This is a genomic window from Bacillus sp. KS1 (genome assembly GCF_020075515.1).
GTDB lineage: Bacteria > Bacillota > Bacilli > Bacillales > Bacillaceae > Bacillus > Bacillus velezensis.
In genome coordinates this window covers 275,042-288,141 of sequence record NZ_JACAWW010000019.1, presented here as the reverse complement: position 1 = coordinate 288,141, position 13,100 = coordinate 275,042, and the positions used below count along the sequence as shown (strand labels likewise).

The window sequence follows — 13,100 nt, the reverse complement described above, 5'->3', positions numbered from 1 at the left end:
GGAACGACATACATCGTCCCGAAACATTAATCTTCTTCTTCCTCCGGCCGTCCGAATACTTGATTTGGACTCGGCTGATTCGGTGCGGCATTAGGATTTGCTCCGCCGTAAGGCATAAAATATCCGGCGTTTGCACCCACATTCGGATACGGCTGCACAGGCATATTTGCGTGATGGTGATGTGAACCGTGGTGATGATGGTGGTGGTGATGTGAATCATGGCAGCCGCAATCATCATCCTTAAATTTTCCATCATGATGAGGCGCGTTTGCGTAATGTGACGAATATCCGCCGTAATACGGCATTTGACCGTACGGAGCACCGCCGAAACCGGATGCAGAACCATCATAATGCTCTGCATTTTCATGGGCCTGGTTTTCATATTCACCGTAACCCGCTTGCGGCCCAAATCCCGGATGATGGAATCCGTGATGATGGAATCCGTACGGTAACGGCATCGGCATTACCGGAAAGCCTCCATAACCTCCTCCAAAACCGCCGAAACCTCCGCCTACCGGGAAGCACGGATGGCATAGTCCCGAACCCGGCAGCATCGGTGTCACCGGAACCGGACAAGGACAAGGCATGCACGGCATCGGGTAATGCATAAAAGGCGGTTCAACGGCCGGCATATTCGGAAACGGGACATTCGGAATGTTTGGCATGTTCGGCAGATGATAAGCGGCGTTTTCTTCTTCCATCTTTCCGGCTTCAGGCGCCTTCGGCATATTCGGGTAATTCGCGTTTTCCATGTTGATCATTTCCTCCTGTTGTGGAATGTTATTGTCATGCTCTTTTTCTTTCGGCTCGACAAAATGTGTCACCGGTTCCTCCGGCTTAGGAGGCGACCACGGCTGAAACAGCTGATTGGACGGATAATATTGGTTCATATCAGCTTCCGGCAGCACATTTTCATGCTTTTCAGGGATTGGCGGCACATACGGAATTGACGGCTTCGGTTCTTCCGGTATGGTGTCTTCAATGTCCACAACTGATTTCGGTTTTTCTTTGGCATATGGATGCTCATGCTTATGCGCAGACGTTCCGAAGCCGGCCTTGGGTTCTTTTCTGACCGGAACGGCTTCTGAAGGCACCTTTATCTTCATTCCAGGCATAATTAAGTCTGGATTGCTAAGCTGATGATTCAGTTTTTTTAACTCTTCAAGATCAACTCCGTATTTTTCAGCTATTTTCCAGAGCGAATCGCCTTTTTGAACGATATGAATTTTCAACGTTTTCCCCTCCTATGCACAAAACGTGAACGGTACATTTGTCATTACAATACGTTTCTTCACACTATATGCCGGTGGACTGGGCATGATGATAAAAAATTTGGGAAGGAGGGGAAATTTTTATGATTACGTATGACTCAGCATTCTGTTCAAAGCACGAAGCGCTTCTGTCCGAACCGCTTCCGGAACTTTAATGACACCCTTCGGCTCGCCTTTTTCAAGCTGCTCAAGCGACCACAATAAATGCGGCAGGTCGATTCTGTTCATTGTCAGACACGGACACATATCGGGATTCAATGATTCAATCTGTTTATCCGGGTGCGAGTGAATGAGGCGCTGAACAAGATTCATTTCCGTGCCGATCGCCCACTTGCTTCCCGGTTCAGCCTGTTCAATCGTATCAATAATATATTTGGTAGACCCGCTGTCGTCACTGAGCGAGACCACTTCCCGCGAACATTCCGGATGAACGATAATGCGGATGCCGGAATCCCGCTGCCGCAGCTGAGAAATATTTTCCGCTGTAAACTTTTCGTGTACGGAGCAATGTCCTTTCCAAAGGATGACTTTAATGTTTTCCGGATGGTCAGTAAGCAATCGGTTCTGCCCCGGGTCCCATACAGCCATTTCTGTCAGCGGAATGCCGAGGTCATAGGCTGTATTTCTGCCTAAATGCTGATCCGGCAAAAATAAAATTCTTTCTTTTTGTTTAAAAGCCCATTTCAGCACACTCCGGGCATTCGAAGAGGTGACGGTCGCTCCACCGTGCCGACCGACGAATGCTTTAATTTCCGCCGTCGAGTTAACATATGTTAACGGAATGATGGTGTTACCGTACAGTTCTTGAAGCTCTTTCCATGCTTTGTCCGTCTGCTGAATATCTGCCATATCAGCCATCGAGCATCCGGCGCGCATGTCGGGCAATATGACGGTTTGGTTATCATCAGTCAGCATATCAGCGGTTTCCGCCATAAAATGCACGCCGCAAAACACAATATATTCCGCCTCTTTATTTTTTTCTGCCACTTGAGCAAGCTGCAGGGAGTCACCTGCCGTATCGGCGAATTGTATCACTTCGTCTTTTTGATAGTGATGCCCCGGAATGAACAGGCGCTTTCCGAAATCCCGTTTAATGGCGGCGACACGCTTTTCCATTTCTCCGGTGCTCATGTCTTTATAATGGCTCGGCATCATTTCGGCTGATGCAGTTAACACGTCAAAAATAGACATCTTAAAAATCCCCCTGTTCCGCAGCCTCAACATCCATGCTGATGTCGGCGCTTTTTACTGAATGAGTCAGAAATCCGAGTGAAATATATTGGACGCCCGTCCCTTTATAAGCGGGCAATGTGTCGAGCGTTATGCCTCCGGATGCTTCCGTTTTGATATGGCCCGGTGTCATGCCTGCAAAACGCCGGACGGACTCAGGCGGACAATTGTCAAACATAATAATGTCTGCGCCCGCTTCTATTGCCTCGAGCAGCTGCTGTTCGGATTCGATTTCGACTTCCACCGCAAGCATCTGCCCCGCCGTTTTTCTTGCCCGCTCCACGGCCGCCTTTATCGATCCGCAGGCGGCAATATGATTATCTTTAATCATGATGCCGTCATATAAGCCGAAGCGATGATTAAAGCCGCCTCCGACCCGAACGGCGTATTTTTCCAGCATTCTGAGCCCCGGTGTCGTTTTTCTCGTATCACAAAGCTTGATGGACGGATCATCAAGACGCCTTTTGGCCTCGTCCGTCATTGTCGCAATGCCTGACATTCTTTGTATGAGATTCAGAATGACCCGCTCCCCAGTAAGAAGAGCTGCCGCCCGGCCTTCCATTTCAGCGAGCACGTCTCCTTTTTTCATCCGTTCTCCGTCTTTTTTCAGAGGGCGGATGCGGATATCATCGTGTAAAAGCTTCCATCCTTCACGGATAACGTCTTCTCCGGCAAACACGCCGTCTGTTTTTGCGATGATCCGCGCTTTACATTGCTGATCAGAAAAAATCGCTTGTGACGTCGCATCACCCGTTCCGATATCTTCCTGAAAAAAATGAGTCAGCATTTGTTTCAGCTGCAGAATGTCCATAGTTCCCCAATCCTTTCGTTTTTTCTGATAACCGTTCCAGATGTTGAATGAATGATTTGTTTTCCGTGCCAATCTTTCTCCGTCCCGGGAAAATCAGTGCGAAAATGAGCGCCTCTGCTTTCTTCCCGAATAAGGGCTGAGGTGACAACAAATTGCGCAGTCTTCCATAGGCAGGATAGCTCGGCTTGTTCCATTGTGATATCCTTCACATTTATATGATGCACAGATACGTTGTTAAGCCAGGATGTCAGCGCCTGCAGGTTTTCTTTTTCCCTGACGATACCCGCTCCGGTTGTCATTTTGGCTTGAAGCATATGAATCGTTGTGTCCGGCACTTGTAAGATGACATCAGTTTTCTTCGGGGTTTTTTTATATCTTCCGTTTAACGGTGTTTGAATGATATGTTCAGCACATCGTTGCCCGCTTGCCAGGGCTTCCAGCAGTGAGTTGCTCGCAAGGCGGTTCGCCCCGTGCAAGCCTGTGCAGGCGGTCTCGCCTATGGCGTACAAATCAGGCACGGACGTTTTCCCCCATGTATCGGCTTTTACTCCGCCCATTAAAAAATGCATTCCGGGTGCTATGGGGATCCCGCTTTCAAGATCAACGCCGGCTGTTTGACAAATTTCTGTTATGGTCGGAAAACGTTTGTTAAAATCGGCTATTCGGCTGCAATTTATAAAAACAGGATTTTCTTTCATCATTTCTTCATAAATCGCCCGTGAAACCACATCCCGGGGCGCCAAATCCTCAAGCGCGTGTCTGCCAGCCATGATCCTGCGCCCGAAGCGATCCGCTAAATATCCGCCTTCTCCTCTCACTGCTTCAGAAATCAGACCGTAAACAGTCCCGTTTTTCACAAGGAGGGTCGGGTGGAACTGGGTGAACTCCATATCCGTGATCTCAGCTCCCGCGCGGAAGGCAAGAGCGATGCCGTCTCCCGTTATGGCGGAATCATTTGTGTGATATTGGTACAGACTGCCGCAGCCGCCTGAAGCAAGCACTACACAATCCGCTCTTCTGTAAGAAACGGCGCCTGAAGCATCCTTTACGGCAACGCCTGCGCATCGCCCGTGTTCAATCAGCAGATCAACAACCGTCTCGTGTTCAATGATCCGAATGCCGTCCCTCAGCTGCCGAACCAGAAACTCAACCAGCATCCGTCCGGTCGCATCTCCCCCGGCGTGCAGAATCCTCCTTTTGGAATGAGCGCCTTCCCTGCCGAGACAAAACGTTCCGTCCGACTTCGTATCAAAAGGGAAATGGCCTTCTATCAGCCTGTTTATCATGCTCTGTCCGCTTTGCAGCAAATGCCGCACGGCTGTCACGTCATTGTGTCCGCATCCCGCATACAGTGTATCGTTCACATGGGATTCTATCGAGTCATCTTTTGCGTATGAAACAGCAATCCCGCCTTGAGCATAATACGAATTGCTGTTCGTTACGTTTCTCTTTGTGATGACGGTTACTTGGTATGACGGAGGAAATGAGGAAGCACAGGCAAGGGCCGCCGTCCCCGTACCAATGACGATAATTGTTTTTTCAGACATACATCACCCTCCCATTATATTTACACCTGTCTTGACACCTATATTTACACAACGATAAAATAAACTCAAGCTTTTTTTAACATAAACGGATAGGAGACGGGCTGTATGATTTATCTTGATTACGCGGCGGGAACGCCTTTAAGCAAAGAAGCCGCGAAAGTCTTTCAGCATCTCAGCACAGAGGTATACGGCAATGCTAGCAGCCTTCATGACGCCGGAGGAAGAGCGGCGGACGTGCTTGAATATTGCAGACATTCTGCAGGAAAATTGATCGGCGGAGCGGCAGACGGCATTCACTTTACAAGCGGCGGAACGGAATCGAACATCTTGGCCGTCCAATCATTGCTGTACGGTCTGCCGAATCATAAAAAACATTTTATTACGACCGCAATGGAACACCACTCGATCCATAATGCCGCGGCGTTTTTAGCTGACCGGGGAATTGATGTCACCATCATATATCCCGACGAAAACGGCCTTATAACCGAGGACATACTGGCGGCTCATATCCGTCCTGACACGGGGCTCGTTTCCATACAGCACGCCAATTCAGAAACCGGCCTCATCCAGCCTGTGAATCGTCTGGCCGCTTTTCTTCACCAGAGAAACATTTTACTGCATTGCGATTGTGTTCAAAGTTTCGGCAAACTGCCGATTGATGCGGATCAGGCGGGAATCGACGCCCTTTCCGTCTCCGGTCATAAAGTATACGGCCCGAAAGGCACCGGGGCTGTTTACATTCGGCCCGGTGTCAGCTGGAATCCGGTTTATCCGCATACCGTGCATGAAAACGGGTTCAGGCCCGGTACGGTGAATGTGCCGGCCATCGGCGCTTTTACCGCTGCTGCGGAGTATGCAGTGAAACATATGGAGGAACACCGTGAGCATGCTGACAGGCTGAGGAATTATTTGTATGACCAAATTAGGCGTCAAGGCCTCCCCATTTCATTTTCAGAGGAAGAAACCGGCGGTGAATGCCTGCCCCACATTGTCGGGTGTTTTTTTCACTCCTTTGAAGGACAATATATTATGTTAGAATGTAATCGTAACGATATTTGCATCTCAACCGGGAGCGCATGTTCCGCCGGCAGCCACGGCCCTTCTTCAGCTATGAAGGCGCTGAGAAAAACCGAACGGGAAGCGCGGCAGTTTTTCCGGATCTCATTCGGAAACGAAACAACATGTGAACAGCTCGATATGCTGATACATACATTTACGGCGCTATGGGAGCAAAAGAAAGGAGAATCAGCAATTTGACAGAAGGAACGAAGCTTACAGGGGCGAAAAGACGCGACATGCTGCTTCATTGGCTGAAAGAAGCCGGCTCGCCATTAACAGGAGGCGAATTGGCCAAAAAAGCAAATGTCTCAAGACAGGTGATCGTGCAGGACATATCACTCTTGAAAGCAAAAAACGAGCCGATCATCGCGACGAGCCAAGGCTACTTATACATCAGCATGAATGCCGGCGGCGGAAATAACGCCGAACGGATTGTCGCCTGTCTGCACGGCCCGGAGCGGACGGAAGAAGAGCTTGAACTCATTGTCGATGAAGGCGTCACCATAAAGGACGTCATTATTGAACACCCCGTGTACGGCGATTTAACCGCCGCCATAAGAGTCAGCACACGGAAAGAAGTCAAACAATTCATGGATCACATTAACTCGACAAATGCCGCTTACCTTTCACAGCTGACCGGAGGCGTGCACCTTCATACGTTAAGCGCCCCGACAAAAGAGCGGATTGACCAAGCCTGCCAAGCGCTGAACGACGCGGGTATTTTAATAAAAGATTAAAAAAAAGCCCCCTGAAGGGCTTTTTTTATATCGAATAGGATTGATATGTTCCCAGAAGCTTGACCCGGCAGCCGAGGGCTTCCATCTCTTGAACGGCACCGGGAATGAGAACCTGATCCATCGCCTGTTCAATATCAATAATAAAGAAATAGTTGCCGAGACCGGTTTTTGTCGGGCGCGATTCGATCTTTGATAAATTCAGGTTTCTCCATGAAAAAGCGGACAGCACCCTGTGCAGCGCACCTGATTGGTCATCTTGGGGAAGCGTTACCATCATCGTCGTTTTCGGCCGTGAAGACAGTTTCGCATTCACTTCGAATGAGACGTCTTTTTCAGGTGAAAGAATGACAAATCTCGTGTGGTTGTCCTGATAATCCTGAATATCCCGCTTCACGATGCTCAATCCGTATGTAGCGGCGGCCATTTCATTTGCAATCACGCCGATCGGAAGGTCCGAATGCTCACTGACATACTTGGCAGCCGCACCTGTTGACTTCGCATACTCATAAGGAACGGACGAAAAATGCCGGTGAAGAAATTTGTGGCATTGCGCAATCGCATGGGAATGAGAATAAATTTTCTCAAGCTTTTTCCACTCATTTTCTCTCGAAGGGTGAACGAGCAGATGCTGGTGAATCGGCAGCGTCATTTCCCCCACGATCGCAAGAGGCTGCTCATGAATCAAATAGTCAATCGTTAAGTTAACCGAGCCCTCCAGCGCGTTTTCCAAAGGAACAAATGCAAGATCAACTTCTCCCGCAACCGCCGCATCCATGCATGCCGGTATTGTTTGATAAGGTGCTTGTGTCACGCTGTTTTGAAAGCAGGAACTGACTGCTAGATGTGTAAATGTGGCTTCTGGCCCTAAATAACCGACTTTCATGTCTCTTCTCTCCTTACGCGCCTGACCCTAAGATCTCAACTTTTTCTATAAAATCAAATTTTCTCAGTTTATTCATTAACGTATGAATGTTTTCTTCCATTGCGGACGTACTGATTGAGAGCGTGACATTCGCCCTGCCCTGAAGCGGAATCGTCTGGTGAATGGAAAGCACGTTGCTTCCTGAGTCAGCCACCGCCTGCAAAAGCTGGGATAACGCGCCTGACCGATCCTCCAAATGAAAGAAAAGTGTGATTATTTGTTCTTTAACCATCGTGTAAAAAGGGAAAACCGCATCTCGGTATTTGTAAAAAGCGCTTCTGCTTAAATCAACTTTCTGCACGGCATCTGCAACCGATTCAGCCTTTTTTCTGTCGAGCAGCTTTTTGACTTCAAGGGTTTTCCGCATCGCATCAGGCAGAACGTCTTCACGCACTAAATAAAATGTCTCTTCTTTCACCTGCACCCCTCCCTTTTACATCAGAGAGCCTGCAATGCAAGCTCTCCATTTTTTTAATCAATAAATTCAAATTCAAATTCCAGAAGCCGGATGATATCGCCGTCTTTAGCACCGCGTTCTCTGAGCGCTTCATCAACGCCCATACCGCGCATCTGTCTTGCAAAACGCTTGACGGATTCGTCACGGGAGAAGTCAGTCATTTTAAAGAGGCGTTCCAGACTGTCACCTGAAAGCACAAACGCACCGTCCGGATCACGGGTAATGTTAAATGGAATTTCTTCGTCTTCCATCGTGTACATTACGCGGTTTTCCGCCAGTTCTTCTTCATCATACAGCGGGAATTCAGGCGTTGTTTCCAGCTGGTTGGCGACTTCAAACAGAAGATCGCGGAGCCCTTCTCTCGTCACCGCGCTGATCGGGAAGACAGGATGGTCATCCTGAAGCTTTTCTTTAAACGCTTTAAGATTTTCAGCCGCTTCGGGCATGTCCATTTTATTCGCAACGATAATTTGCGGACGCTCCGTCAGCCGCAGATTATATTCACTGAGCTCCTGATTAATGGTCACATAATCCTCATACGGATCACGGCCTTCCATCGCTGACATGTCAATGACGTGAACGATGACGCGCGTCCGTTCGATATGGCGGAGAAATTGGTGGCCTAAGCCGACTCCTTCATGCGCTCCTTCAATCAAACCGGGCAGATCCGCCATGACGAAGCTTCTTCCGTCATCCGTTTCCACCATGCCCAGATTCGGAACAAGCGTTGTAAAATGATAATCGGCGATTTTCGGCTTTGCCGATGAAACGACAGACAGAAGCGTAGATTTTCCGACGCTCGGGAAGCCGACGAGACCTACGTCTGCAAGCACTTTCAGTTCAAGCACGATATAGCGCTCTTTTCCGGGCTCTCCGTGCTCTGACAGCTGCGGTGCCGGGTTGGCCGGTGTCGCAAAGCGGGTATTTCCGCGTCCGCCGCGTCCGCCTTTTGCGATGACGGCGCGCTGCCCGTGCTCTGTCAGATCGGCAATGACCTGTTTTGTATCGTCATCCGTTACGACTGTGCCGGGCGGAACTTTAACAACCATATCGTCCGCATTTCTGCCGTGCTGGTTTTTAGACATGCCGTGCTCGCCGCGTATCGCTTTGAAATGGCGCTGGTACCGGAAGTCCATGAGCGTGCGCAGTCCTTCATCAACCTCAAAAACGACGTCGCCTCCATTACCTCCGTCACCGCCGGCAGGCCCGCCTTTCGGCACATATTTTTCACGGCGGAACGCAACCATTCCGTTACCGCCGTCGCCGCCTTTTACATATACTTTCACCTGATCTACAAACATAATATCCTCCGTTCTAAACCGTAAAAAACCGCTAGTTCATTCCAATTTCGGCCACACATTCATGGCCGGTCAGCTCAAATTGCATGACATCAAAGTCCTCATACCGGGATTTGCGAAATTCATCAAACACATCTGCATTTGCAATCGTTCCATGAAAATCGAGATATACAATAAGCTGTCTGTCAGGGTGATCCGTCTGCAGCGATACGGTCAGATGATTTTCACTTTCATTGCTTACTGCCAGACCGAACAGATGAAACAGTTTTCTCATCAGGTTCGACAGCTTTTGATCATATGCCGATAAATCTTTAATTTCTCCGAGCACTTCGTATTCGAGTCTCATATAACGGGACTTCCAATTAAATGTCAGAAAGTCAAACGCCAAGTGCGGGGTTTTCAGGTTTGAGAGCTTTGATTCGTGCTTTGCATCTATGACCATTTCGTCAATAATTTCAACGACCCTGTCATACTTCTGCAAACTTAAGTTTCCTTTTATCAGCTGCAGCTTATTCATCCAATCATGACGGAAATGGCCCATTAATTGGATCAGCTCATTAATCAGAGCCGCATCGCTTACAGGTTCTTCTTGTTTCTTCGATACATCCTTCATTTTCGCACTCCCAATCGTTTAATTTCTTTTTAGGAGTCTTGATAAGTGTGTACTATGAATTATAACAGAGAAGGCTTTGTTAAAAAAACACTTGTTTTTCCTGGTTCATCATGTTCCTTTTTCGGATCGCATACAATGCGGATGCCAGGCAGAAACATTTTTGGTATCACTGCTTGGGGAACATATCCAGTGGGTATGGGAAGCTGATGTCCTCATTCAAGGCGGGGTTCACTCACGCATCCTCTGCTTTTCATTCTTGATGTTACTCCGCTTACTGCAAAAAAAACTCCAGTCAACGACCGGAGTTTTTTGTGTCATTATTGAGCTACAGGATATACGCTCACTTTTTTGCGGTCACGGCCGAAACGTTCGAATTTAACAGTTCCGTCGATTTTAGCAAAAAGAGTGTCATCTCCTCCGCGGCCCACGTTTTCACCTGGGTAGATTTTCGTTCCGCGTTGACGGTAAAGGATAGATCCGCCTGTTACGAATTGACCGTCTGCACGTTTAGCGCCTAAACGTTTAGATTCAGAGTCACGTCCGTTCTTTGTAGAACCTACACCTTTTTTAGAAGCGAAAAACTGAAGATCTAATCTAAGCATGTAACTCACCTCCTATATTTGGTTTGCAGTCAACCGTAAGTGTTCACTGTAATCCCGCTCGATCGTTTCAAGAGAAACAATCATGCCTTCAATCAGCAGCTGCGCTTTTTGCAAAGCTTCCTGATCAGCGGCTTCAGGGAATTCAAAGTAGAAATAACCCCCGTCCTCGCCTATATCAAGAATCGGTTCGAGAGGAGCCAGCGCGATAACCGCATTGACCGCTCCGAAAACGACAGCCGTGACCCCGGCGCATACGAGATCTCGTCCATGTTCAGCAAAATCGGCATGTCCCGTCATTTCAAAGGACAAAATGCCCCCGTCATTCCGGGATCTTCGAATTGTTGCCTCAATCATGCTTACGCGTTGATTTTTTCGATTGTCAATTTAGTATAAGGCTGACGATGACCTTGTTTTTTATGAACATTTTTCTTTGGCTTGTAACGGAAAACAGTGATTTTTTTCGCACGGCCTTGTTTTTCAACTTTAGCTGTAACTGTCGCGCCTGCAACTGTTGGGTTGCCGACTTTCACGCTGTCTCCGCCAACAAACAATACGTCTTCAAACGTCACTGTTTCACCTGCTTCAGCAGCAAGTTTTTCGATGTAAACAGTTTGACCTTCTTCAACTTTGATTTGTTTTCCGCCTGTTTTAATGATTGCGTACATTCTCTGCACCTCCTATTAGACTAAGACTCGCCAGCAACAGGGGGCTTTAAAGCTCTTATCACCTGTCCCGAGCGGTTGTAGCATTGGTGCTACATCCATAACATTAAAAAATATATCAGAACCAAAAGGATATGTCAATCTATTTCTAGTAAGGCAGCAGCAGGTCTTCCATAGAGGAATCTGTCCGTTTATCGGCAAAATACGCATGAAGCACTTCATTTTCATCGAGCTGGCTGAGCTTTTCTCCGGCTTTTTCAATGATAATGGGGTGCTTGCATCCCCGTTTGAATTCGGCCATGACATGCTTTACTTTGGCATCGGCAGCGACCGTCAAAGGATGCAGCATGGCGACATCGCGGTTTTTGCCGTAGTATCTCTCCAAAAGAAACCTCAGCTGAATATAATGCCGCTTCCGGTATTCATCCCATAAAGAAGCGGTGAGAAAGACGAACAGCACCCATGCGCTGACCTGAAGGGGGACGGCCAGCACAATCCAGCAGCAGAGCAAAAGCGCGGAAACGGCCGATGTCTGCAGGCTGAGAAGATGCGCTTTTTGAAAAGCCATTTGTTTGGAGAAGTATAAAAACACAAACTTTCCGCCGTCAAGCGGCCAGATCGGCAAAAGATTGATGAAAAGAATGGAGAGATTATAAAAGGTAAACATCTCAAATGTCTGCTCACTTGCAAAACCTGACATGAAAAAGAGCCAGGCTGCCGCCTGAAGCCACACATGCTGAAGCGGGCCCGCCAGGATGACCGCGAATTCCTCTTTAAGCGGCCGGTTTCCGTGCTCCTCCACCTCAACCGTCCCGCCGAAAGGGAGCAGAAAGATTCGTTTAATGCGCCACGAAAAAAACACAGCCAGAGCAGCATGCCCCAGCTCATGAACGGATACGACCAGCAAAAGACACAGCAGCGCTTTGATGTGCCCCGTCATAAGACCAAGCCCCATGATAATCCAAAGAAAAGGATGGACATGAACTTTGAAAAGGAGGCTGAGCCATTTATTCATCAAAAGTGATCACCTGGATCGGATCTATGAATCTATCGCCATCCTGGATCGCGAAATAGTACTGACCTTTACTTTTATCGTTGAGCTTGATCGAACCGATCTTTTTCCCTTTATCGACAAAGTCGTACAATGAAACGTTAACATCTTTTAGCCGGCCGTAAATGCTGCTTGTATTGTCGGCGTGCTGCACCTTCACCGTCAGTCCTGTTTTTTTATCTTTGCTCACTTCCATAATGTAGCCTTCTTTTACGCTGTCAATGGCTTCACTGGCGGTTTCGACGACGACGCCCTCTCCGTTATTTTGAAAGTCCTGCTGGATTTTCCCCGCGGCAGGAACGGCCATATCCTGACTGACCGCCACCTGACCGTCCTTCTTTTTCGTTCCCGGCGTAAGAAAAGCGAGCGGGTTTCCGAAGGAAGATACGAACCAATTGCTTACGGCAGCAAACTGAAATTCTTTTTGAAAGGTTTCTGCGATCGCCGGTTTGATCTGACTCAGCGGCTGTTTGTCAGTTTTATAGGCAATAGCGGAGATCAGTACGAGACAGGCGGCCAGCAGGCATTTTAAAATAATAGAATGAGCGCTGATCAATGGATGCCGTCCGTTAAATTCGGGCGGGTGTTCCGTTTGATATTCGTAGTCCGGTAGAAGCTTGTGCTTTTCCTGCTCCTTGACTGTCTGCCACGCGGGAAAATTCTGCGTTTGGGCGTTTTGAACGAAAGTCCGTTTTGATTCAGGCCGCTGTTTTCTTCTTTTGGCCAGTCTTTTTCTAATTTCATCAGCTCTGTGACTCATCGCCATCATCCTTTGCAATCGTTGGGTTTGTACATCCTATGTCTTGTCCATTGCAAATATGCGCTCTTGAAAAACAAAAA

The 13,100-nt window shown here is 48.2% G+C and carries 15 protein-coding genes and 1 other annotated feature; of the genes, 2 read left to right on the top strand and 13 right to left on the bottom strand.

Going from position 1 to position 13,100, the window contains the following annotated elements:
- Positions 1–26: 26 nt before the first annotated feature.
- The 4 genes from safA to nadB form a co-directional block, all read right to left on the bottom strand.
- A complete protein-coding gene (safA, locus tag HWY38_RS15105) occupies positions 27–1,232 on the bottom strand; it encodes a SafA/ExsA family spore coat assembly protein (protein WP_060387079.1) in 1,206 nt (401 codons plus the stop codon).
- Positions 1,233–1,358: 126 nt separating this feature from the next.
- Positions 1,359–2,462, bottom strand: a complete 1,104-nt coding sequence (nadA, locus tag HWY38_RS15100; RefSeq protein ID WP_072588434.1) for a quinolinate synthase NadA — start codon at positions 2,460–2,462, stop codon at positions 1,359–1,361.
- Between the two features lies 1 nt (position 2,463).
- Positions 2,464–3,312 (bottom strand): carboxylating nicotinate-nucleotide diphosphorylase, encoded by an 849-nt coding sequence (gene nadC / locus HWY38_RS15095; protein WP_003152672.1) that lies wholly within the window; start codon positions 3,310–3,312, stop codon positions 2,464–2,466.
- A complete protein-coding gene (gene nadB / locus HWY38_RS15090) occupies positions 3,294–4,859 on the bottom strand; it encodes an L-aspartate oxidase (RefSeq protein ID WP_088037429.1) in 1,566 nt (521 codons plus the stop codon). Before nadB ends, nadC begins: the two co-directional genes overlap by 19 nt.
- A gap of 105 nt (positions 4,860–4,964) precedes the next feature.
- On the opposite strand from nadB, the gene HWY38_RS15085 reads away from it, so the two are divergent.
- On the top strand, positions 4,965–6,116 hold the full coding sequence (locus tag HWY38_RS15085; RefSeq protein ID WP_188155675.1) for an IscS subfamily cysteine desulfurase: 1,152 nt from the start codon (positions 4,965–4,967) through the stop codon (positions 6,114–6,116).
- A complete protein-coding gene (locus HWY38_RS15080; protein ID WP_032873821.1) occupies positions 6,113–6,655 on the top strand; it encodes a transcription repressor NadR in 543 nt (180 codons plus the stop codon). Before HWY38_RS15085 ends, HWY38_RS15080 begins: the two co-directional genes overlap by 4 nt.
- Positions 6,656–6,680: 25 nt before the next feature.
- Here HWY38_RS15080 and pheA read toward each other — a convergent pair whose 3' ends face one another.
- The 9 genes from pheA to HWY38_RS15035 all read right to left on the bottom strand — a co-directional run bounded on the left by pheA (position 6,681) and on the right by HWY38_RS15035 (position 13,020).
- On the bottom strand, positions 6,681–7,538 hold the full coding sequence (pheA, locus tag HWY38_RS15075) for a prephenate dehydratase (RefSeq protein ID WP_003152668.1): 858 nt from the start codon (positions 7,536–7,538) through the stop codon (positions 6,681–6,683).
- Between the two features lie 13 nt (positions 7,539–7,551).
- A complete protein-coding gene (gene thrR, locus HWY38_RS15070) occupies positions 7,552–7,995 on the bottom strand; it encodes a transcriptional regulator ThrR (RefSeq protein WP_007408173.1) in 444 nt (147 codons plus the stop codon).
- Between the two features lie 53 nt (positions 7,996–8,048).
- The gene (gene obgE, locus HWY38_RS15065) at positions 8,049–9,335 is read right to left on the bottom strand and encodes a GTPase ObgE (RefSeq protein WP_007408172.1); all 1,287 of its coding nucleotides are present in this window, start codon (positions 9,333–9,335) and stop codon (positions 8,049–8,051) included.
- A gap of 31 nt (positions 9,336–9,366) precedes the next feature.
- Positions 9,367–9,945, bottom strand: a complete 579-nt coding sequence (locus tag HWY38_RS15060) for a sporulation initiation phosphotransferase B (protein ID WP_003152664.1) — start codon at positions 9,943–9,945, stop codon at positions 9,367–9,369.
- 317 nt (positions 9,946–10,262) lie between these two features.
- Positions 10,263–10,547: a 50S ribosomal protein L27 gene (gene rpmA, locus HWY38_RS15055; protein ID WP_003152662.1), complete on the bottom strand. Its 285-nt coding sequence runs from the start codon at positions 10,545–10,547 to the stop codon at positions 10,263–10,265.
- Between the two features lie 12 nt (positions 10,548–10,559).
- Positions 10,560–10,901 carry a ribosomal-processing cysteine protease Prp gene (locus tag HWY38_RS15050; protein ID WP_012118103.1) on the bottom strand — a complete coding sequence of 114 codons (342 nt, stop codon included), beginning with the start codon at positions 10,899–10,901 and terminating at the stop codon, positions 10,560–10,562.
- Positions 10,902–10,903: 2 nt separating this feature from the next.
- On the bottom strand, positions 10,904–11,212 hold the full coding sequence (rplU, locus tag HWY38_RS15045; protein WP_003152660.1) for a 50S ribosomal protein L21: 309 nt from the start codon (positions 11,210–11,212) through the stop codon (positions 10,904–10,906).
- 13 nt (positions 11,213–11,225) lie between these two features.
- Positions 11,226–11,299 (bottom strand) — a sequence feature (ribosomal protein L21 leader region).
- A gap of 58 nt (positions 11,300–11,357) precedes the next feature.
- Positions 11,358–12,224, bottom strand: coding sequence for a M50 family metallopeptidase (locus HWY38_RS15040; RefSeq protein WP_007612866.1), 867 nt, complete (start codon positions 12,222–12,224; stop codon positions 11,358–11,360).
- Entirely contained in the window at positions 12,217–13,020 is an 804-nt protein-coding gene (locus tag HWY38_RS15035) for a M23 family metallopeptidase (RefSeq protein WP_224182136.1), read from the bottom strand. The genes HWY38_RS15040 and HWY38_RS15035 overlap by 8 nt, the downstream gene beginning before the upstream one ends.
- Positions 13,021–13,100 lie beyond the last annotated feature (80 nt).